Source organism: Micromonospora polyrhachis (genome assembly GCF_014203835.1).
Taxonomy (GTDB): Bacteria; Actinomycetota; Actinomycetes; order Mycobacteriales; family Micromonosporaceae; genus Micromonospora_H; species Micromonospora_H polyrhachis.
The window spans coordinates 6,393,810-6,413,256 of record NZ_JACHJW010000001.1 but is presented as its reverse complement, the minus strand read 5'-3'; the positions used below and the strand labels follow the sequence as shown (position 1 = coordinate 6,413,256).

Below are 19,447 nucleotides of genomic sequence, written 5' to 3'. Positions count from 1 at the left end.
AGCTGCTCCGGCCGCCCGGTCAGCCGCCCCGGTTCGACGGCGTCGGTGCCGCCGGGCCACTCGGCACCGCCGGGCCGTTGGTTGCCGCTGATCCACTCGGCGCGGGCGCCGGCTTCGACTCCGGCTTGAGATCAGCCGGTACGGGCAGGGCGCTGCCCTTGACGTACTCGTCCCAGCCGACGTTCCAGGCGGTCCAGCCGTTACCCGGTTGGAGCTGTACCTCGGTGCCCTTGACGGTCACCAGGTCACCGACCTGAGTGGTTCTCATCAGCCAGTCGGCGTTCTCGTTGGACACGTTGGTGCAGCCGTGGGAGACGTTGGTGTTCCCCTGGTCACCAACCGACCACGGTGCGGCGTGGATGAACTCACCGCCCCAGGTCAGCCGCTGGGCGTCCTCGACGTCGACGACGTAGCCCCCGTTCGGCTCACCTCTGGTGTCGAACGTCGTGGCCTCATGCTTTTCCATGATCACCATGTTGCCGCTCGACGTGGGCGTGCTCGGTTTGCCGAGGCTGACCGGGATCTTCCGGGTCAGTTTGTCGTCCTGGAAGACGGACATCTGCTTGGTGGAACTGTCGATCTCCAATTTGACGTTGTTACCGATCTTCGCCGTCGCGGTCCGATCGGCGTCGCCGTGGCCCTCCTTGCCCATAGGCAGCCCGTCAAGGGCAGACCGGACGCTGATCCGGGTGCCGGGTTGCCAGAAGTCGGGTGCCCGGTAGTAGATCTGCGAGCCGTCTTCGACCCAGCTCCAGGCTCCCGGCTGGGTCGGCTCGGTGTTGACGAACAATCGCCGTTGGACGTCCGCCCGTGCCTCCTTGGGCACCGCCGGTTCGAACGCGACCGTGACCGGCATCGCCACCCCGTACGTCCGGTCGTTGTCCAGGTAGAGATGGGTCGTTACCCGTTGGGCTGGTTTGGCCATTGTGGTGAACCTGGACTTCTGTGTGATCGTTCCACCCGGATTGGTCGCGGTGACCTCGGCGTTGTAGACCTGGCTGTGCTTCAGCGGCGCGCTCGGCACCCAGGTGGAGCCGTCGGGGCGCATGGCCCCCGCTACCTTCGTCCCTTTGGCGTCAACCAACGAGACTGCGGTGATCTTCCCATCGGTGACCTTTGCTCCGATCTCCGCGCTTACCGGGATGTTGTTGGCATTCGCGGCTGGCGTGATCGCCACCGTCGGTGGCGCCGGTCGGGCGGCCTCCTTTTTCTTCCTGGGCTCGCTGGTACAACCGGCCAGGACCAGTGGCGCAGTAGCCACGAGCATCATCAGCGCACCTAGACGCCCCGACTTCATGGACCCACCTCCGTTCCGTCTCATCCTGGTCGCATTGTGGACCGCATCAGGGTGAGGCTGCCGCCATTCACGAACGAAGACCGTCCGCAGTGGCGGATGGGGAGGGCCCCGCGTAACCAGGGGAACTGATGTGCCAGATGAGCTGAGAGAGGACAGGCGAGAATCAGCTTCGCGAGGTGTGCGGGAGCGACGACCAGATACCACTGGTTAGGCGCGGATAATTCGGTTTAACCGTCTCCGGACCGCGTGTTCCCTATCGGGTTACCGAGACGGGTCCGGCTCCTGCACTCCCGACATTCCTGTCACTTCGGGCTGTGGTACGTGGATCGGCACGGTGGTGACCACGATTCCCGGACGTTGCCGCAGTGCCTGCCGCAACCGCCGAGGCACGTTGCTGTGCAACAACCGGTGCCACCACTGGCGCACCACGATCTCCGGCAGGACCACGGTCAACGTGAGTTCCGGGCGTGACGCGTGCAGCGCTTCGAGATAGCGGGCCAGTGGCGCGACGATCGCCCGGTACGGCGAGACGATGACCTCAAGTCGCAGATGATCACCCCAGGTGTCCCACTGTCGACGAAACCGGTCTGCCTCGTCCTCGTCCGGGCTGATGTGTACGGCCAGCACCGGTTGTCCGATAGATACGGCATAGGCCAGGGCGCGGAGCGCCGCCAGGTTGAGCCGTTCGACCGGTACCACGACGAAATGCCAGATCTCCTGCGGCGTCTCCTCCGTCTCCGCTTCTTCTCCCGTTTCGGCCCCATCCCCGGGACGGGGGCCGGATTCGGCACCGGGGCGGGAGCCGGATTCGGGGCGGGGACCGGATTCGGCACCGGGCGGGGCCGGCCGTTCGAGGATCCCGGTCGGCGGTGGGTGAACCGGATGGGTGGCGTCGATCCGCCCCGGATGCGGGGCTAGTTGTGCGTTCACGGTGTCGTAGTGGCGTCGCACCCGCCAGCCGAGCCCGATGAGCACCGGAACGGCCACCACCACGACCCAGGCGCCCTCGGTGAACTTGGTGGTCGCGGCGGTAAGTAGCACCACTCCTGACAACGCCGCACCGAGAGCGTTGAGCCACAGCCGCTTACGCCAGTGTGGTCCCCGGCGACGTCGCCAGTGCACCACCATCCCGGTCTGCGACAGGGTGATCGCCAGGAAGACGCCGACCGCGAAGAGCGGGATCAGCGATTCGGTGTGTCCCTGGAACGCGACGAGAAGGATCGCTGCCGCGACGGCGAGTGCGATCATGCCGTTGCTGAACGCGAGTCGGTCTCCCAGGTGCAGGAAGCGACGCGGGGCGTAGCCGTCACGGGCGACGAAGAACAGCAGGCGGGGAAAGCCGTTGAACGCCGTGTTCGCGGCAAGCAGCAGGATCAGTGCGGTCGCTCCCTGGATGAGGGCGTACCAGGGACCGGTGGGAAACGTCTGACGTACGAGCTGGGAGAGGACTGTCTGGTCGGACCGGGGCACCACGCCGTCGAGGTGGATCAACAGAATCAGCCCGACGAACATGACCACGAGCAGACTGATCATCCAGGTCAGGGTGGTGCGACCGTTACGACCCTCCGGCGGCCGGAAGGCGGGCACCGCGTTGGAGATCGCCTCGATGCCGGTCATCGACGTCGCTCCCGACGAGAACGCCAACAGGATCAGCAGCACCCCGATTTCCTGGGTGGCGGGCACCGCCGGAGGGGAAACCGGAGCGAAGCCCCGACCGGCCGCCTGGGCCAGCCCGACGACCACCAACACGACGATGGCGACGACGAAGAGATAGGTGGGGGCGGCGAAGATGTTGCCGGCCGTTCGCAGGCCCCGGAGGTTGCCGGCGAGCAGGACCACGATCGCCACCAGGCCCATCGGCACGGCCCATGGGCTGAAGTGGGGCAGCGCGGAGGTGATGGCGTGAATCCCGGACGCCACCGACACCGCCACGGTGAGGACGTAGTCGATCATCAACCCCGCGGCTGCGGTCAGGCCGAGCCGCGACCCGAGGTTGTCGCTGGCGACGACGTACGAGCCGGCACCGTGCGGATAGGCGGGGATGATCTGCCGGTAGGAGACTCCCACCACGATCATCAGCACGACCAGCGCCGCCGCCACCGGCAACGACAGCCCGAGGGACGCACTGCCGGCGAGAGCGAGGACGGTGAGCATCGCCTCCGGCCCGTACGCCACCGACGAGAGCAGATCCGAGGAGAGCACCGGCAGCGCTACCAACTTGCGCATGCGCTCGTGTACGACGGCTGCACTGGTCAACGGCGGCCCCAGCACCGCTCGACGAAGTCTGGTGAGTACCCGCCCGGGCACTGACTCCGGGGTCACGGCGGGCGGGGTGGCGACGAGTTCGTTCGGCTCGGCTGGCTGGAAGAGTTCTACGGGCACGAACCGGCCGAAGCGGGTTGGTGATGGCGGGCTCCGGTAACGTCCGAGCCCGGGATCGACGGGAAGGGTGGTCAGGATGCTCCGCCGTCCCCGTAGGGCCTCCGTCCACCGCTGGCCGGTCTGCCGCAGCAGGTCCAACTCGGCCGTGCTCAGCTGCGGCAGTTCAGCGGACGGGTTGAGCTGGGTGACCGGCTGCTCGGACGTACCGCCCCCTCGCTGCTCCGCCTGCTCACCCATTCAACCCTGCCCCTCTCAGCCGGGCACTGGCCTGAGCGTGCGGCCCTCGGCCGCACCATCGCCGACGTGATCTACGTCCACTATGCCCAGATTAGGGTACTTGGCGAGGTCGCCCCACGCGCCAGATAGCCGATGGACCGGGAGTTCGGGCCGGACGGGACGCTCTACGTCCTGGAGTACCGTGACGGCTACTTCGCCGAGAACCCCCTTCACCTACCAGGCCAACGGCCGGTATGAACCGACAGTGAAGGTCACCGACAGCACCGGCCGGTCCGCCGCAGACCAGCAGCGCGGAGGTGGTCCTTCATCCATCCACGAGCACCAGCTGAGTCTCGGCCGCCGGGCACTCGGCGAGGAATGCCAGCGGGGGACGAGGGGCGACCGTCGTCCCCCGCCGCATGGGTGGTTCAGGGGCAGTTGGGGCAGGGTCGCTGGCTTATCCGCTCAGATCACGCCGGTGGTATCCCACCGCGCCGAGACACGTGAGCCCGACGGCGACCACCAGCATTCCCGTTGTGGCCCGCCAGTCGACCGACGTTTCGGGTACCGAGGCGAGGTGCGTGAACGGCGACAGCCCGGCAAGCCACCCGGGGGCGTTCGTGCTCTCGGCGAGCACCTGCCACAGGAACCCGCCGGCGGCCGGCAACGACCCGACCAGCAGTACCGCACGGGGCAGCCAGCCCAGCGCGCACACCGCCGCCCCCAGACAGAGCAGCACGATCGGCATCACGTTCCAGGCACCCGCGAGGGCCGCCCCGAGACCGAGGGGCGCGTCGACCCCGACGGCACCGGACCAGGTGGCGAGCCCGGCGACGGTGGTGAGGGCCAGCGCAGCGACCATCGCCGCGACGGTCTCGACCGTCAGCCACCGCAGGCGGGTGACCGGCTGCGCGTGGAGCGGGGTGAGTCGCCGCGCGGACTCGTCGGCGGCGGTCGCCGCGATGCGGCTCGCGACGAAGACCCCGACGGGTACGGCGAGCAGACCGAACATGGCGGCGGCGTACCCGTCGACCGAGCCGATCCCGGCGAAGCCGGCATCGGCCGCGAGCTGCGCGAACCGGGGATTGCCGCGGAGAAAGTCGACCATGGACACGGCGAGGAGACCGATCAGCAGGTAGTAGGCGCTGACGCCGGCCGCCCAGCCGAGGAACGGGCGCAGCAGTCGACGTACCGCGAAGGCGTCGATCGAACCGAGGAGCCACAGCCGGGATGCGCGGCGGGAGCGGTCCGGTAGCCATCCGGCGCGGACATCCCGGCGGCGGGCGACCACCGGTACGGCCACCAGCAACGCGATGGCGGACAGCGCCAGGACCACCAACGGTACGACCCGGTCAGCTGAGTACGGCCGCACCAGCGCGATCAGCCCGAACGGCGACAACCAGCGCAGCCAACCCAACGACGCCACCCCGTCGCCGACCATCCGGACCAGCAGGCTGCCGCCCAGCACGGCGGCCGTCACGCCGATGGCCAGGGCGCGGGTGGCGGACAACTGTGCCAACAGACCACCGAGGGCGGTGAAGAAGACCCCTATCAGCGCGATCCCCGTCCCGTGCAGGACCGCGCCGTCCGGGGCGGTGCCGGTGGCGAGCAGCGCGGCGCTGGTGGCGAGCCCGACGGCGAGCAGGGTGACGACGAGCACCAGCAAATGCCGTACCACCACCATCGACGTCGACAACCGACCCGCCAGCAGCAGGTCCCATCGCCCCGCCTCCTCCTCGCCCCGAGTGACGCGGATGGCTGTCATCAATGCCCAGACAGCGGTCAGGACGGCCAGTACCGTTCCGGTACGCCAGACCGTGAACCCACCCGGGTCGTCCAGAGCGATGGGTGGGCCGAAGAGCGTCCGGATCGCGGGGTTCTCGGCCAGGGCCGCCAGTGCGGCGGCGTCCAACGCGTCGCCGACGGTGCTCTCGTAGGTGGCGACCACCAGCGCGGACATGCCGGCCGCCAGACCAGCGACCACCAGGGCACCCCGGCGTATCTGTCGTACGGCCAGCCGGGTCAGCGCCCGCCCGGCGCCGGTCGACGTCCGCTCGGGCACGGCCGGCGCGATCCGGGTGTCGAGGGCGCTCACCGCGACGCCTCGCCGTAGTAGTCGAGGAAGATCTCCTCCAGCGTCGATTCCCGAACGGAGAGGGCGGTCACGTTCGCGGCGGCCAGCGCCTGTAACGCGGCTGCTGGTGGTCCGGTCAGGGAGAACCGCAGCCGGTCCGGACGCGTGGTGTGGATCGCCTCGACACCCGGCACGTCGGCCAGGTCCGGTGCGGTGCCGGTGAACGAGACCTCGACCTCGGTACGGTGCAGGCGACGCAGCTCCGGTACGGCGGCCACCTCGACGAGTCGACCCGACCGTAGGATCGCCACCCGGTCACAGATGGCCTCCACCTCGGCGAGTTGGTGGGAGCTGAGAAAGACGGTCTGGCCCCGCTCACGGGCCAGCCGGACCGCACGCCGGAACTCCTGTTCCATCAACGGGTCGAGCCCGCTGGTCGGCTCGTCGAGCACCAAAAGCGGGGCACGGGTGGCAAACGCGGCAACCAACGCCACCTTCTGCCGGTTGCCGGTCGAGTAGGTGCGAGCCGGCCTGCTCAGGTCGAGCGCGAACCGCTGGACCAGTTCGCTACGGTACGCGCGGTCCACGCCCGGCCCGGTTCGACCCAGCAACTCCAGGATCTCGGCGCCGGTGAGCCCGGGCCACAGCGCCACGTCGGCGGGTACGTAGGCCATCAGCGAATGCGCCGCGACCACGTCCGCCGCCGGGTGCTCGAAGATCTGGGCCCGACCGGCGGTGGGTCGGGCCAGGCCAAGGAGCAGCCGGATCGTGGTGGACTTGCCGGCACCGTTCGGGCCGAGGAAGCCGAACACCTCCCCCGCCGATACGGTCAGGTCGAGGGCGTCGAGTGCCAGTAGCCGGCCGTAGCGTTTGGTCAAGCCTTCAGCGCGGATCGCAAGTCTGGTCACGAGCATCTCCCGGGTCGACAGCTAACCATCCGTGCCGACCAGACTTCCCGGCGCTCCAGATCTGACCGTACGCCTGTCGGCGCTGCGGTGGAAGGGCACTCAGCACATTGCTTCAGACCGGGGTAGCATCGCCCGCAGCGGCACCGAAAGACGCGGCAAAGATCCGCCGAAATGCTAGCCGGCCACCATCGGAAACCGATCTGGGATTATTTCGACTATCCGTTTTCCGGACGGCGCAGCCATGAATCTCTTTCGCTCCTTGCTCGAAAAATTCGAGCGAGCCTCGGAAGCAGGATCGGAGGTGTCATCGGTGTCGACCCTCTACGGCTGGGACGCCAGCGACTACGACGTCGACCGTGGACTCACCGTCGACCGAGTACGCGCCGCCAAGGCTCTCGGCATCGACTTCATGACCTACAAGGGGACGGAACAGTCACGCGGTGGCACATTCCACAGTCAGTACTACGGCATGATGCTGACCGCCGCCAAGGATGCCGGCATCCCCTTTCTCGGCATGTACGCGGTGGTGCACTCCGGGGTCTCCACCACTGCCCAGGCCATCACCGCCATCGACTACGCCGACCAGCACACTCCCTGGTGGCGTGGGTTCTCCGGGTTCTTCTGGCAGATCGACCTCGAACGGTGGCCCACCGACGACGTACCGCCGAGCGTCGGGGTCGACGTCGCCCGGGAATTGGAGGCGCGGACGAACAAGAAAGCCGTCATGTACGCCTCCCGGGGCCAGTACCGCTCCGGCGATCTCGGCGACTATCCCCGGTGGAACGCGGATTATCCCTACCGGGTGGCGGAGAACTTCAAGGCAGCCTACGCGCGTGCCGGAGGAAATTCCGGACCTGGCTGGGTCCGGTATGGCCGTCCGGTTCAGATGCCACAGGTCTGGCAGTACACCGACTCGGCCATCATCGGCCATCAACACACCTGCGACGCGGACGCGTTCCGCGGCACCACGGAAGACTTCGCGCGAATGATCGGCGCTGCCCCACCGAAAGGAGACGACACCGTGCTGGCAAGTTTCTTCGGTACGCCGTACCACGACTTGTCGTTGGACACCACCGACACGTTCCACGCCATCAGATGGAGCACCGGATACTACGGCTGGACCATTCCGGGGGCGGGCACGATCAGCCAGCAGGCCACCATCGACCTCCGGGGCCTGTTGGCCGGCGACCTGGTCCGGGTACGCGCCGAGTACCTCAGCCCCGGTCATCCCAGCCCCGAGACGCCGCTGTTGGCGCAGGAGGTCGTCTCATTCGACCCGAGCAGCACCGGCGACGTCTTCGTGGTCACCACGCCGAACGTGAACGTCGAACTGCCCGCCAGCACCGACGTGCTGATCCAGGTGGCGGTACGACCGGTGGACGGCGACACCACCCGGAAGCTGGTCTACGGTGACCTCACCCGGATGAGCGTCCTGCTGTTCAACCAGGCCGGTTGACCGATCGATGGATCGTGTAGGGTTGCCGCGTCCGGCAATGGAAAGATCAGAGGAGGTGAGACCCATTACCGCTGTGACAGGCCGGGTGCTCTCACCTCACGGCCAGGCGGTCGAACCGAACTAGGTGACCGAGGGAGCGCCCTTCCGCGTTCCGAAAGGTTGCCATGTCGGTTCTCCCCGCACCGCTGTCCCGTACCGTCATCGTCGCCCGGCTCCGGGCTGCCGGTTGTGTCTTCGCCGAGGACGAGGCGCAGTTGCTCATCTCCTCGGCCCGCACCCCAGCCGACCTCGCCATTCTGGTCGACCGACGAGTCGCCGGGCTGCCCCTCGAACATGTCCTCGGCTGGGCCGAGTTCTGCGGCCTACGTGTCGCCGTGGAGCCGGGCGTCTTCGTGCCCCGTCGCCGGACCGAGTTCCTTGCCGAGCAGGCCAGCGGGCTCGCCCACCAAATCGCGACTACCACCGGCCCGCACGACGCCCAACGGCGACCTGTCGTCGTCGACCTGTGCTGTGGTTCGGGTGCGGTGGGCGTCGCACTGACCGCCGTCCTGGGGATCGACCTGCACGCCGTCGACATCGACCCCGCCTCGGCACATTGCGCCCGTCGTAACATCGGCGCGGCAGGTCGGGTGTACGAGGGAGACCTCTACGCACCGCTGCCCGCCGAGTTGCGGGGTCGGGTGGATATTCTGGTCGCCAATGCGCCATACGTACCGACGGAGGCGATCGAACTCCTTCCGCCGGAGGCCCGCATCCACGAGCCCCGGATAGCCCTGGACGGTGGCACGGATGGGCACGCGGTGCAGCGCCGGGTGGCTGCGGCCGCACCACTGTGGCTGGCCCCCGACGGACATCTGCTGGTCGAGACCAGCACTCGTCAGGCAGCGCAAACCGCAAAGATCTTCACCGGCGTCGGTCTGAGCACGCAGGTGGTCAGTTCAGCTGAGCATGACGCCACCGTCGTCATTGGAACCAAGCCGCAGCTCGTCCGTCGGGTGACCGCGGGATCACGCTCGTCTGTCCGGGGCTGGTCCCCCGCCGGGAGTTCCCAATGAGTCGCACCACTCGTCTCAGTCGGTACGGCAGGCACTCCCACCGACGCGCGCTGCTCAGCGACCGACAGCTCGCCTCGGTGCTGGAGGGGCACTCCGTTCGGTACCGGAATCGGCGGTCGGACTGTCTCGCCCGACGGAATGAGCAGACCTATAGTTCATCAACTGCTGTACTATCAGCCGGGTGACGACGCACGGACCGACGCTGGCTCGATTTGGGCATGCCCTGTCCGACCCGACCCGGGCCCGGCTGTTGCTGGCCCTCCGGGACGGTCCGGGCTATCCGGCCGAGCTGGCCGACCTGCTGGGCACGACCCGCCAGAACCTGTCGAACCACCTGGCCTGCCTAAGGGGCTGCGGCCTGGTCGTCGCCGCAGCCGAGGGCCGCCGCACCCGTTACGAACTCGCCGACGCCCGGATCGGCCACGCGTTGAGCGACCTACTCGGTCTGGTCCTGGCAGTAGATCCGGCCGCGTGTCCGGACGCAGAGCGTGCGGACTGCTGCTGATGAGCGGTCCGCTGACCGTCTCCCCCGGTCCGTCGCTGGCGCGGCGCGCGGCACTGACCCGCCGGATACGACTGTTGGTGGCCGCCACCATCACCTACAACGTCATCGAAGCGGTGGTGGCGATCACCGCCGGGACGATCGCCTCCTCCACCGCACTCATCGGATTCGGGTTGGACTCGGTGATCGAGGTGTCTTCGGCCGCCGCAGTCGCCTGGCAGTTCGCCGGTCGCGATCCCCGGGCCCGGGAGAAGGTCGCCCTACGGATCATCGCGGTGTCCTTCTTCGTGCTGGCCGCCTACGTCACGGCGGAATCGGTGCGCGCCCTACTCGGCGGGACCGATGCGGCCCACTCCACAGTGGGGTTGATGATCGCCGCGCTGTCCCTGGTGATCATGCCGGTCCTGTCCCATGCCCAACGTGGGGCGGGACAAGAGCTGGGCTCATGCTCGGCCGTGGCCGACTCGAAGCAGACCCTGCTGTGCACGTACCTCTCGGCCGTGCTCCTGGTCGGGTTGGCGCTCAACAGCATGTTCGGTTGGTCATGGGCCGACCCGATCGCCGCCCTGGTGATCGCCGGCGTGGCGGTCAAGGAGGGTCGGGAAGCGTGGCGCGGTGACGCCTGCTGCGTCGCACCATCCGACAGGTAACCGCGACGAGAGAGGGCCCGATGGGCGAGCATCGCTTCGAAAGCGAGCAACTGGTTACGGCACGCTTCTCACTGCGCCGGCCGACGCCGACCGACATCACCGCCATCCACCGCATACACCGCGACCCGACGGCCTGCGCCTACAACCCCTCCGACATGCTGGTCGCCCTTGGCGATGCGGAGGACCTCTACCGCCGATGGAACGATCACTGGCAACGCTACGGCTTCGGCTACTGGGTCGTCCGCGCAGGTGACGACCAGCAGCCCGAGCCGATTCTGGGCTTCTGCGGCCTCAACCGGATGCGGCTCGACAACCACGACGTACTCAACCTCTTCTACCGCCTGGACCCACCGGCCTGGGGCGACGGCGTGGCCACCGAGGCGGCGACGATGGTCGTCGACTGGGCCACGACGCAGCTTCCCGACGCACCGATCATCGCTCGGGTCCGGTCCGACAACATCGCCTCGGCGCGAGTCGCGGTGCGAGCGGGTTTGGACCGTGCCGAACACCTAGACACCCCGGGCGAAGATGGACTCGATTGGATCTTCGTCAAGAACTGGTCGGACAAGCCCCGCTGACTTGGCAGTCGCCTCAACGGTGCTGAAGCCACACGTTTGGTTCGACGTAGACGCCCTGATCCGCCTCCCGGTCGATGTGCAGCGTACTCAGACCATCGGGGATGACGTAGTCGCCGGAGTCAGGAAATGCAAGGCCGGTCCAGGTCTGCCATTCGGCGACGGTTCCGGTGATCACCTGCGACCGGGGAGCCGTCGCCAGCACCCGGGCACCGAGCCGCCAGTGGGTGCGGATCCACGGATCCAGCGGTGCGCCGTCGGGCCGGGTCCACTCGACGTACCGCCCGATCGGCGTAAGCGGATAGCGAGCCTTGTGCGTGGGGCGAACCGGGCAGATGACGTACTCCCATCCGGCCTCTTCGGCCAACTGTCGAAAGGCGGTCAGAAGCATGCCGGCCAGGCCGTCCCCTCTGCGCTCGAACCGGACCTGGGCAGCAAGGACCGCCAGGGTGTCGGGAAAGTCACCAGCGTCGTACGCGGCAAGCGCACGAACCAGGCAGTCGGTGTAACCGGCGGGCAGGTCCTCGACCTGGCCGTTCCACCGCAACGGCACCGCCCAGCCCGCCGCGACCACCTCGCCGTCATCGAGCAGAACGAGTTCGAGGTCACCGAAGAGTTCCCGGACCTGGCCGAGATACCGCCCTGTCGCCTGGTCATGGAAGATGAACTCCGGCCAGCCGTCGGTCAGCAGCCGGGTCATCTGTTCCCGCGGCCGGGGCCGGGCGTGCAACGGTTCGACAGTGATCGCCACGAGCGTCCTACCGCCCTACTCGCTCGTTGATCCGGTTCTGCGGGAAGTCGTCGTGGGCATCGGCATCGAGGGGGCTGGCCATACTCGAAACCGTGGCCGATGCCGCCACCACCGGGCAACGTATTTGGACTGTGGCCGGCCGTGCGCTGGGGCGATCGAATGCGATCATGAACGGATGAGTGTCAGCACCCGTCTCGTCCAACTCGAAGACGCTCCGATCCTCGCCGAACTGCTCCAGGTCAACCGCGATTTCCTCGCTCCGTGGGAGCCGGTTCGGGCCGACGACTACTGCACTGTCGAGGGACAACGGGAAGTCGTGCGTACCGCGCTGGATCAGCATGAGCAGGGAGTGAGCCTGCCCTGGGTCATTCTCGACGCCGAGCAGGTCGTGGGCCGTATCACCCTCAGCAGTATCGTGCGAGGTGCGTTCCAGTCGTGCCACCTGGGCTACTGGGTGAGTGCCGCCGTCAACGGCCGGGGGGTGGCCACGGCGGCAGTCCGTGACATCGTCCGGGTGGCCTTCGAGGAACTGGGCCTGCATCGGATCGAAGCTGGCGCTCTCCCCCACAACGTCGCATCCCAGCGGGTACTGGAGCGCACCGGTTTCACCCGCTTCGGCCTCGCCCCGAAGTACCTCCACATCGCCGGCGAGTGGCAGGACCACGTCATGTACCAACTGGTGACCGACCATCCCGGATGATGGGGGCGAAGATCGTAGGTGGCCCGCGTCGGCAGACAGGCCCCGGGCGATCAGGGGTACGAGGCGGCAAGGCTCCCGGAGCCGGGTCGTGATAGCCCGTCCTACCGGGAACCCTGCCGACCGTCGTTTCCGCTCTTCTCCGCTTCGGTCCGGAGGGAGAAGAGTCAGCCGAGCTGCTGGGCGTTCAAGCTGTTGAGCTGCTGGTATGCCGTGTTCTCCCCGGGGTAGAGAATCTGGATGTCTATTTCCAGGACCTTGCCCGGTTCGACGATGTGAGTCTCACCGTCAGGCGATTCGAGCAGCACGGTACCGTTGCTTCCATCCTCGATTATCTTGCCCCAGAAAACGCTGCTGAACTGCTTGTAGAGAACGGTCCCCACAGGCAGGTCGCCGAACCCGACAGACCATTTACGCACCGGGGTCTGGGCCGCGTGCAGGGTGAGCCGGAAGGAGTAGATCCACTTCTGGCTCTCCCAGTCCTGCCAGTGCGAGAGGAATTGCTGGTCGATACCCAGGTTACCGATGTACGGGGCGGCCAGCGCCGACTGCGCCTGGTCGTTCCACGTGCCGGTGGGACTCTCGGACAGGGGCATCTTCGTCAGGTCCGCGATTGCCTGTCGCTTCGCCACCGGAAGGGTGTGCCCGCCCTGGCTCGGCTGGGTGAACAGGGTGTTGTCCTTCTCCGTGTTGTTGAAGACACCGCTGACACCATCGTCACTGTGGTCGAATCCGTAGTCGGAGAAATTGTTGATGTACGCACCCTCGGGAATGACGAGGATCTTGTCGTTCCCACTCTCGCTACCATTGTTGAAATCCACGTCACGATAGAGGCAGAAACTACCGGACGGACAGGCATCCGTTCCCTGCCCATGAATAAGTTGAGGGGCACCCATCGCAACTCCTTTACGAGTTGGAAACAGCTTGTGGTGCATCGAACTTTCCACATGCCACCGACTCGTATCAACGGAGGGAAATGAATGAATCACACTCCGAATTGGTCTCACATCTTCGCGAGGAAAGTCGTCGGCGTCACCGATGTGCCACAAGGCGAATCCCGCTCGGACCACTCACGCCAGGGCGATGGGTCGATCTGTGGCAACACGCGATTTATCCGCACCACGCAACCCGACGGACCGATACGGCCGGCCCTGCCCGCCGTCAGGAAGACGTCGACCCGCTGTCAGGAAGACGTCTACGATTCGGCGATGACCTGCCAGACGTGACCGTCCAGGTCGGCACAGACGCCAGAGTAACCCCACGGCTGGGGCGAGGGTTCGGTGACCACAACGCCACCGCAACGCCTGACGCGTTCGATCACCTCGGTGACCTCACGGTCGGTGGCTACGGTCGTACTCAGGATGCACTCGCTGACGCCGGCTGGCGCGACCTCACGGTCGCCGAGGACCCAACCGAATCCTCCGGTGGGAATGAGCATCAGCAGCGTCCGGTCGTTGAGCCGGTACTGCAACGGCTCGGGCACACCGTCCTCGGCCAACCTGCCGATCGGTTCGAAGCCGAAGGCGTCCCGATAGAAGACCATCGCCTGCCGCCGATCGGCGATCGGCAGGCTGATGACGAGTGTGCCGGCAGGTGAGGACATTCGCACTCCATTCGCTGTCCGCTCTCTTACGGGGCACCCAAGGTATCTGGCAGCACCGACGAGACCGGTATGGAACGGACAGGGTGGCAGCTATGCCAGCTCTGCCAACCGATCGAGGCGTTCGCGGTGGGTCGGGGTCAGGTGGAGGTCGGCCGCAGCGACGTTCTCCTCCAGATGCTCGATCCGGGCGGTGCCTGGGATCGGGAGCACCACCGGCGAGCGCCACAGTAGCCAGGCGAGCGCAACCTGGGTGGCCGTGGCACCAAGCTCGGTCGCCACAGCCGCGATCTCGGCCCTGGTCCCCGACGTGCCCGCCGCGACGGGCCGCCACGGCAGGAAGGCGATCCCCGCCGCCTCGCAGGCCGCGAGCACCGGCTCGTGCTCGCGGTCGAACACGTTGTAGCGGTTCTGCACGCTCGCCACGTCGACGATTTCCCGTGCCTGGTCGAGTTCGGCGACGGTGACCTCGGACAGTCCGACCCGGCCGATCTTGCCTTCGGTCTGCAGGTCGCGCAGCGTACCGAGCTGGTCGGCAAGCGGGGTCTCCGGATCGATCCGGTGCAGTTGGAGCAGTTCGATCCGCTCGACGTGTAGTCGACGCAGGGCCTGCTCGACCTGGGCGCGCAGGACCTCCGGCCGCCCGTCGAGCCGCCACTCACCATCCGGCCCCGACCGGGCGACCCCGACCTTGGTGGTGACGAGCAACCCCTCCGGGTACGGATACAGGGCTTCGGCGAGTAGTTCCTCGTTGGCTCCTCCGCCGTACAGGTGGGCGGTGTCGATCAACGTAATCCCCAGCTCAACTGCCCGCCGGGTGACGGCGAGGGAGTTCTCACGTGCCGGGCCCGGATCGGTCGGCAGGTGCATGGCCCCGAACCCGAGCCGTCGTACCTCCAGATCTCCACCGATACGGAACGTATTCGTCGTCATGTGTGGCCGCGCCCCCTCGCTCACGGGGCAACGCTAACAGCGTGACCTGTCCTGGCCGCCGGGCTGGCGACGGTGGCCGTCTTCAGTCCAGGGTGCCCCGGAAGTTGAGTCCGGGTGCGGACGACAACGTGTCAGCGAACCGGTTCGCCGAGTCGAAGCCGACCTGGCCGCACGACCTCGGCATAGATCCCGAAGCAGGCAGCGCGACCGAGTCCGGGTACGGAGACGCGATGATGCCTGGCCAGAACGCCGAGGAGCAGGCGGTCGGCGGGTAGCTGTCCGTGGCCAAGTGCCGGTACCACGCATCGCGGCGTCGGCACCATCACCCGGAGTACGACATCACCCATGTGTAGTTCCTGACCGGGTTCTGGGTCGTGTGCTGCGTCGATGACCAGATTGGGACGGAACCGCCCGGCAGCCACCGCTGTACGTCCCAGTTGCTGGCCAAGCAGGGACAGCGCGCCGGTGGTCACGATGTGGATGGCACCAAAGTCAACGAACCGGCCGTCGAGCTGCGCATTCCCCGTCGCAGTCACGGTTTCCTGCCCGGGACGGGCATCGTGCATCCATTCCGGCACCATGCCGGCCTCATCGGGCAGTTGCCGATGGAGTTTGGCCTCGGACGGCAGTTCCCGGCTCAGCCGCACCGGACGGCCCAGGTAGCTGCTCAGCACGGTGTCCGCCTCGGCGGTGCCGGCGCGCACATCCCTCCCCGCGACTCGCACCATCAGTTCAGGCTCGTCCGCGTCGTCCCGCAGATTCGTACCGACGTCGAGAAGTCGCCCCCACCGCCGGGGGTGTTTGGCGCTGCCTACCGTCCCGTCGAGGTCATCCAGACATGCCCAGGTACGGTCACCGCGTAGCCCTCCGGGTTCGACGTCTGCCACCTCAAGGTCTTCACCCTGCGCACTCTTCACCGGATAACGGTAGATCGTCACAATCGATTGCACGTCGGTCATCCTGCCGGACGGATCGGGTTCGGGGCTCGGAGATTCTCGCTCAGGTGACGCTGCCGGGCAGACGAGAGCTTCCGCATCGCTGCGACGCGCGAGTACGGGGCTCTCGTCATCGTCGTCACCCCCGCTGACCCGCTCGAACAGCCGACTCGGTACCGATCAGCCGGCGCGCTCCGCCTCGCTCCGCTCGATGCAGAACTCGTTTCCCTCGGGGTCGAGCAACGTCACCCAGCCGCGCCCGTCCGGTGCGCGATGGTCCTCGTACACCATTGCCCCGAGACCGACGACCCGCTCCACCTCTTCGTCGCGGCTCCGCTCGGTCGGCACCCAGTCGAAGTGGATTCGGTTCTTCACCGTCTTGCCCTCAGGCACCCGGATGAACAGCAGGCCCGGCACGGGCGACGGGGCTTCGACAAGGACCTCCGAGTCGCCCGGCTCATCCTGATCGGACACCGGCCACCCGGTCACCTTGCTCCAGAACCGCGCAAGCTCGTACGGCTCGGCACAGTCGATGGTCACGTGACGAATGATCATCTGGTGATCCTAACGATGGTGATCGACTTGGCCTGCACCCCGTCGCTCCTCGGCACCACCCTCGATGCGCAGCAGGCAGGGCCGGGTCCGGCTGGACCACCGCCGCGGCCGGTCCGCTGACCATCGGCGGCAGCGGAATGTGTAGCTCACTCTAATTCGGGTAGATCGCACCGTTCATTCTGTCCGACACCACTCCGTTCATGGCCCGCACGATGCCGCCCGGGCCCAGACGAAAGGCGCCGCCATGCCCACCAGCGACGAACGCCGGAACGACAACTACCTGAAGCAGTCCGGCCGCAAGCAGTTGACTCCCCGGCAGCGCCGGCGGGCAGAAAAGAAGAAAGCCGCACGGGTCGGCGGTCGCCCGGCTCGTTGATTAGCCAGGATCGCCGCGCGGCGGTTACCGGGCGGCTCCCCGGACCGCACCACCCCAATTTTCGCAACAGCACCGAAACGCACTTCGAAATAGCCGGTCGGAGGCGTGTCGCGGGCCCCTGACTGGTCGCTTCCGCTCAGTAGCATTGCGTGCGTGAATATTCACCAGCCCCCGCGCCGTCGACTCGGGCGACTGCGTCTCGTGCTGGCCCCCACACCCAGCCGCATGCTGCTGATCGGGCTGGTCCTGGTGCTGCTCTTCGCGGTCACCGCAATCATCGGTGGGTTGGCGACGAGCGCCTCGGTCAACGCCGGTCGGGAGATGGTGACCAGCGCCGCCCGGATGAGCGCCAACGCCCAGGCCCTCTACCGGTCGCTGGCCGAAGCCGACGCGGCCGCGACCGGTCGGTTCCTCGCCCCGCCCGACTCCGGCCAACGAGGTGAACTGGACGGGCGTTACCAGCGGGCGTTGTCCGAGGTACGCCGACTGCTCGGCGAATCCGCCGGCTACGTCGGCGCGGACCCCGACCGATCGGCGAGCCTGGCCCGGATCGCCAACCAGCTACCGGTCTACGTCGACCTCATCGAGAAGGCACAGGGCCTGGCCAGCGAACCGCGTACCGAGCCGAAACGCGCCCTGCTCGGTGCCGCCTACCTTCGGCAGGCCTCCGGCTATCTGCGCGACATCCTGCTACGGGCGGCGGAGCGGCTCTGGGGCGAGGAGACGGCTCGGCTGCGCGAGGCCCGCCGGGGCGGTCAACTGGCGCTGGCCGGGTCGATCGGGATCACCCTGGCGACCCTCGGTGCGCTCTGGTGGAGCCAGCGCTGGTTGCGTAACCGCACCAGACGTCGGATCAGCCCAGGACTCGCCCTGGCCACCGCCGCGATGATCGGCACGGTGGGTTGGTTGGCCGTATCGTGGCGGCACTGGCCGCAGGCCGACGAGCGGCTGTCGGTGGCGGGCGAGCAGCTCGACGAGCACTGGGAGTTGATCCGGATCCAGCGGGGTGCGCTCCAGGCCCGCGCCGACGACAATCTCCGGCTCGGTGGCAACAGCAACCAGTTCAGCATGGCGGAAATGCAAGAACGGTTCCGGGAGAGCGCCGGCTGTGCCGGCACCGACGAACCTGACCTCGCCTCGATGACCCGGTTGATCAACGCCTGGTGCACCGCCCAGACCAACGACATCCACGAGCGGGAACTCGTCGGGGAGCATGCGCTCGCGGTCACCGCCGCCCTACCGCAGGGCAGTGTGGCCACGGCCTTCGAGGCGTACGACGCCGAGCTGACCCGCAAGATCGACGAACGCGGCGACGTCATCTACCGAGAGCTGGCCCACACACCGTCCTCGCCCGATTCGATGGGCTCGGTCGTACTGGTGCTGTGCCTGATCGCGACGGTGGGTGTGGCCGTGGGCGTCTGGACGCGAGTGAGGGAGTACCAGTGAGGACCATCCCGGCCCGCCGCCGGATCGCCACCGGGCTGCTCGTCGCGACCCTGCTCGGCACCGCCGGCTGCGGCAACGTCTACCAGCCACCGCCGGTGGCCTCCCCCCGCCCGGTCGGGGCACAACAGCCTGCCTCACCCCGGGTGTCCCGGGAGGTGCCCGAGTGCGACGCGCGGCGAAGCCTGGCCGCCGATCCGGCCCGACCACGGAAATTCGTCGAGCAGGGCTACATCCGGGCCGGAGTGGACCAGACGATGACCCGGATGACCCACCGCGACCCGGCGACCGGTGAGTTCAAGGGCTTCGACATCGACCTACTCCGAGAGATCGCCAAGGAGCTCTTCCCCGACCGCGACCCCCGGGACACCATCCGCTTCGTCGTCGTCACCTCCGCCGAACGGCAGGAGCGACTCCGGGACGGCACGGTGGACATCGTCGCCGACTCGATGACCGCCACGTGTGAACGCGCCACCGAGGTCGCCTTCTCCACCGACTACCTGGACTCGGGGCAGACCGTGCTGGTCCGGGGCGACTCGCCCTACCACGGGATCGGTGACCTGGGTGGAAAGCCGGTGTGCGCGGCCACCGGCACCACCTCGATCGGGCACCTGACCGACCGGCCGGAGAAGCCGGTGCCGGTGTCGGTGCCGAACTGGACCGACTGCCTGGTCATGCTCCAGCAGAGACAGGTAGAGGCGATCTCCACCGACCACAACGTACTGCTCGGACTGCAGGACCTCGATCCGTCCACCCGGCTGGTCACCACACCACCACTGACCCGGCCGAACGGCGACACCTCCTGCGACTGGCACGTGGGACCGAAATCGGCATGCACCTGGTTCAGCGACGAGCCACACGCCATCGCCTTCCGGCAGGAGGACATCGCCTTCGTCAAGTTCGTCAACCACGTACTGCAGAAACTGCGGGACAACGGGCGGTGGGCGGAGATGCACCGTACCTGGCTGCCCGAGCATCCGGACAACGGACCGCCACCAGCCCGGTACGGTCCCAACCCGGTCTGGCCGCCGGGTCTGTGAGC

At 67.5% G+C, this 19,447-nt stretch carries 19 protein-coding genes; 9 read left to right on the top strand and 10 right to left on the bottom strand.

The features are described 5' to 3' along the window. Positions 1–19: 19 nt before the first annotated feature. The 4 genes from FHR38_RS28305 to FHR38_RS28290 form a co-directional block, all read right to left on the bottom strand. Positions 20–1,297 (bottom strand): L,D-transpeptidase, encoded by a 1,278-nt coding sequence (locus FHR38_RS28305; RefSeq protein WP_376771442.1) that lies wholly within the window; start codon positions 1,295–1,297, stop codon positions 20–22. A 261-nt stretch (positions 1,298–1,558) separates the two neighbouring features. Further along, the gene (locus FHR38_RS28300) at positions 1,559–3,916 is read right to left on the bottom strand and encodes an APC family permease (RefSeq protein ID WP_184537921.1); all 2,358 of its coding nucleotides are present in this window, start codon (positions 3,914–3,916) and stop codon (positions 1,559–1,561) included. A 436-nt stretch (positions 3,917–4,352) separates the two neighbouring features. After that, positions 4,353–5,990: an ABC transporter permease gene (locus tag FHR38_RS28295; protein WP_221449223.1), complete on the bottom strand. Its 1,638-nt coding sequence runs from the start codon at positions 5,988–5,990 to the stop codon at positions 4,353–4,355. Continuing rightward, entirely contained in the window at positions 5,987–6,883 is an 897-nt protein-coding gene (locus FHR38_RS28290) for an ABC transporter ATP-binding protein (protein ID WP_184537919.1), read from the bottom strand. Before FHR38_RS28290 ends, FHR38_RS28295 begins: the two co-directional genes overlap by 4 nt. A gap of 304 nt (positions 6,884–7,187) precedes the next feature. On the opposite strand from FHR38_RS28290, the gene FHR38_RS28285 reads away from it, so the two are divergent. The 5 genes from FHR38_RS28285 to FHR38_RS28265 all read left to right on the top strand — a co-directional run bounded on the left by FHR38_RS28285 (position 7,188) and on the right by FHR38_RS28265 (position 11,118). Further along, positions 7,188–8,333 carry a glycoside hydrolase family 25 domain-containing protein gene (locus FHR38_RS28285; RefSeq protein WP_184537917.1) on the top strand — a complete coding sequence of 382 codons (1,146 nt, stop codon included), beginning with the start codon at positions 7,188–7,190 and terminating at the stop codon, positions 8,331–8,333. 164 nt (positions 8,334–8,497) lie between these two features. After that, entirely contained in the window at positions 8,498–9,388 is an 891-nt protein-coding gene (locus tag FHR38_RS28280) for a putative protein N(5)-glutamine methyltransferase (protein WP_184537915.1), read from the top strand. 172 nt (positions 9,389–9,560) lie between these two features. Then, a complete protein-coding gene (locus FHR38_RS28275) occupies positions 9,561–9,893 on the top strand; it encodes an ArsR/SmtB family transcription factor (RefSeq protein ID WP_184540345.1) in 333 nt (110 codons plus the stop codon). Further along, the gene (locus tag FHR38_RS28270) at positions 9,893–10,540 is read left to right on the top strand and encodes a cation efflux transmembrane domain-containing protein (RefSeq protein ID WP_184537913.1); all 648 of its coding nucleotides are present in this window, start codon (positions 9,893–9,895) and stop codon (positions 10,538–10,540) included. The genes FHR38_RS28275 and FHR38_RS28270 overlap by 1 nt, the downstream gene beginning before the upstream one ends. Positions 10,541–10,560: 20 nt before the next feature. Further along, complete coding sequence (locus tag FHR38_RS28265; RefSeq protein WP_184537911.1) at positions 10,561–11,118, top strand: GNAT family N-acetyltransferase; 558 nt, start codon at positions 10,561–10,563, stop codon at positions 11,116–11,118. Between the two features lie 13 nt (positions 11,119–11,131). Here the strand turns inward: FHR38_RS28265 and FHR38_RS28260 are convergent, their stop codons facing one another. Further along, entirely contained in the window at positions 11,132–11,866 is a 735-nt protein-coding gene (locus tag FHR38_RS28260) for a hypothetical protein (protein ID WP_312882456.1), read from the bottom strand. A gap of 175 nt (positions 11,867–12,041) precedes the next feature. Here FHR38_RS28260 and FHR38_RS28255 point away from each other — a divergent pair, with 175 nt between their 5' ends. Then, entirely contained in the window at positions 12,042–12,566 is a 525-nt protein-coding gene (locus tag FHR38_RS28255) for a GNAT family N-acetyltransferase (RefSeq protein ID WP_184537908.1), read from the top strand. A 164-nt stretch (positions 12,567–12,730) separates the two neighbouring features. On the opposite strand, the gene FHR38_RS28250 is transcribed toward FHR38_RS28255, so the two are convergent. The 5 genes from FHR38_RS28250 to FHR38_RS28230 all read right to left on the bottom strand — a co-directional run bounded on the left by FHR38_RS28250 (position 12,731) and on the right by FHR38_RS28230 (position 16,586). Next, positions 12,731–13,459, bottom strand: a complete 729-nt coding sequence (locus FHR38_RS28250) for a peptidase inhibitor family I36 protein (protein WP_184537906.1) — start codon at positions 13,457–13,459, stop codon at positions 12,731–12,733. 299 nt (positions 13,460–13,758) lie between these two features. After that, positions 13,759–14,166, bottom strand: coding sequence for a VOC family protein (locus FHR38_RS28245; RefSeq protein WP_184537904.1), 408 nt, complete (start codon positions 14,164–14,166; stop codon positions 13,759–13,761). A gap of 90 nt (positions 14,167–14,256) precedes the next feature. Further along, positions 14,257–15,096 (bottom strand): aldo/keto reductase, encoded by an 840-nt coding sequence (locus tag FHR38_RS28240; protein ID WP_184540341.1) that lies wholly within the window; start codon positions 15,094–15,096, stop codon positions 14,257–14,259. Between the two features lie 131 nt (positions 15,097–15,227). After that, positions 15,228–16,055, bottom strand: coding sequence for an MOSC domain-containing protein (locus FHR38_RS28235; protein ID WP_221449221.1), 828 nt, complete (start codon positions 16,053–16,055; stop codon positions 15,228–15,230). Positions 16,056–16,211: 156 nt separating this feature from the next. Further along, positions 16,212–16,586 (bottom strand): VOC family protein, encoded by a 375-nt coding sequence (locus FHR38_RS28230; protein WP_184537900.1) that lies wholly within the window; start codon positions 16,584–16,586, stop codon positions 16,212–16,214. Positions 16,587–16,830: 244 nt separating this feature from the next. On the opposite strand from FHR38_RS28230, the gene FHR38_RS32965 reads away from it, so the two are divergent. From FHR38_RS32965 to FHR38_RS28220, 3 genes are all read left to right on the top strand, one after another. After that, positions 16,831–16,962, top strand: coding sequence for a hypothetical protein (locus tag FHR38_RS32965; RefSeq protein ID WP_281384938.1), 132 nt, complete (start codon positions 16,831–16,833; stop codon positions 16,960–16,962). Positions 16,963–17,115: 153 nt separating this feature from the next. Further along, entirely contained in the window at positions 17,116–18,408 is a 1,293-nt protein-coding gene (locus FHR38_RS28225; protein ID WP_184537898.1) for a GlnX family signal transduction membrane protein, read from the top strand. Continuing rightward, positions 18,405–19,445 carry a transporter substrate-binding domain-containing protein gene (locus FHR38_RS28220; RefSeq protein WP_184537895.1) on the top strand — a complete coding sequence of 347 codons (1,041 nt, stop codon included), beginning with the start codon at positions 18,405–18,407 and terminating at the stop codon, positions 19,443–19,445. Before FHR38_RS28225 ends, FHR38_RS28220 begins: the two co-directional genes overlap by 4 nt. Positions 19,446–19,447: the final 2 nt, after the last annotated feature.

Excerpts from the sequence above, each read along its gene's own strand:
- FHR38_RS28305 (WP_376771442.1), bottom strand. The coding sequence starts at position 1,297 with ATGAAGTCGGGGCGTCTAGGTGCGCTGATGATGCTCGTGGCTACTGCG.
- FHR38_RS28300 (WP_184537921.1), bottom strand. The coding sequence starts at position 3,916 with ATGGGTGAGCAGGCGGAGCAGCGAGGGGGCGGTACGTCCGAGCAGCCG.
- FHR38_RS28290 (WP_184537919.1), bottom strand. The coding sequence starts at position 6,883 with ATGCTCGTGACCAGACTTGCGATCCGCGCTGAAGGCTTGACCAAACGC.
- FHR38_RS28280 (WP_184537915.1), top strand. The coding sequence starts at position 8,498 with ATGTCGGTTCTCCCCGCACCGCTGTCCCGTACCGTCATCGTCGCCCGG.
- FHR38_RS28270 (WP_184537913.1), top strand. The coding sequence starts at position 9,893 with ATGAGCGGTCCGCTGACCGTCTCCCCCGGTCCGTCGCTGGCGCGGCGC.
- FHR38_RS28265 (WP_184537911.1), top strand. The coding sequence starts at position 10,561 with ATGGGCGAGCATCGCTTCGAAAGCGAGCAACTGGTTACGGCACGCTTC.
- FHR38_RS28255 (WP_184537908.1), top strand. The coding sequence starts at position 12,042 with ATGAGTGTCAGCACCCGTCTCGTCCAACTCGAAGACGCTCCGATCCTC.
- FHR38_RS28250 (WP_184537906.1), bottom strand. The coding sequence starts at position 13,459 with ATGGGTGCCCCTCAACTTATTCATGGGCAGGGAACGGATGCCTGTCCG.
- FHR38_RS28245 (WP_184537904.1), bottom strand. The coding sequence starts at position 14,166 with ATGTCCTCACCTGCCGGCACACTCGTCATCAGCCTGCCGATCGCCGAT.
- FHR38_RS28240 (WP_184540341.1), bottom strand. The coding sequence starts at position 15,096 with ATGACGACGAATACGTTCCGTATCGGTGGAGATCTGGAGGTACGACGG.
- FHR38_RS28235 (WP_221449221.1), bottom strand. The coding sequence starts at position 16,055 with ATGACCGACGTGCAATCGATTGTGACGATCTACCGTTATCCGGTGAAG.
- FHR38_RS28230 (WP_184537900.1), bottom strand. The coding sequence starts at position 16,586 with ATGATCATTCGTCACGTGACCATCGACTGTGCCGAGCCGTACGAGCTT.
- FHR38_RS32965 (WP_281384938.1), top strand. The coding sequence starts at position 16,831 with ATGCCCACCAGCGACGAACGCCGGAACGACAACTACCTGAAGCAGTCC.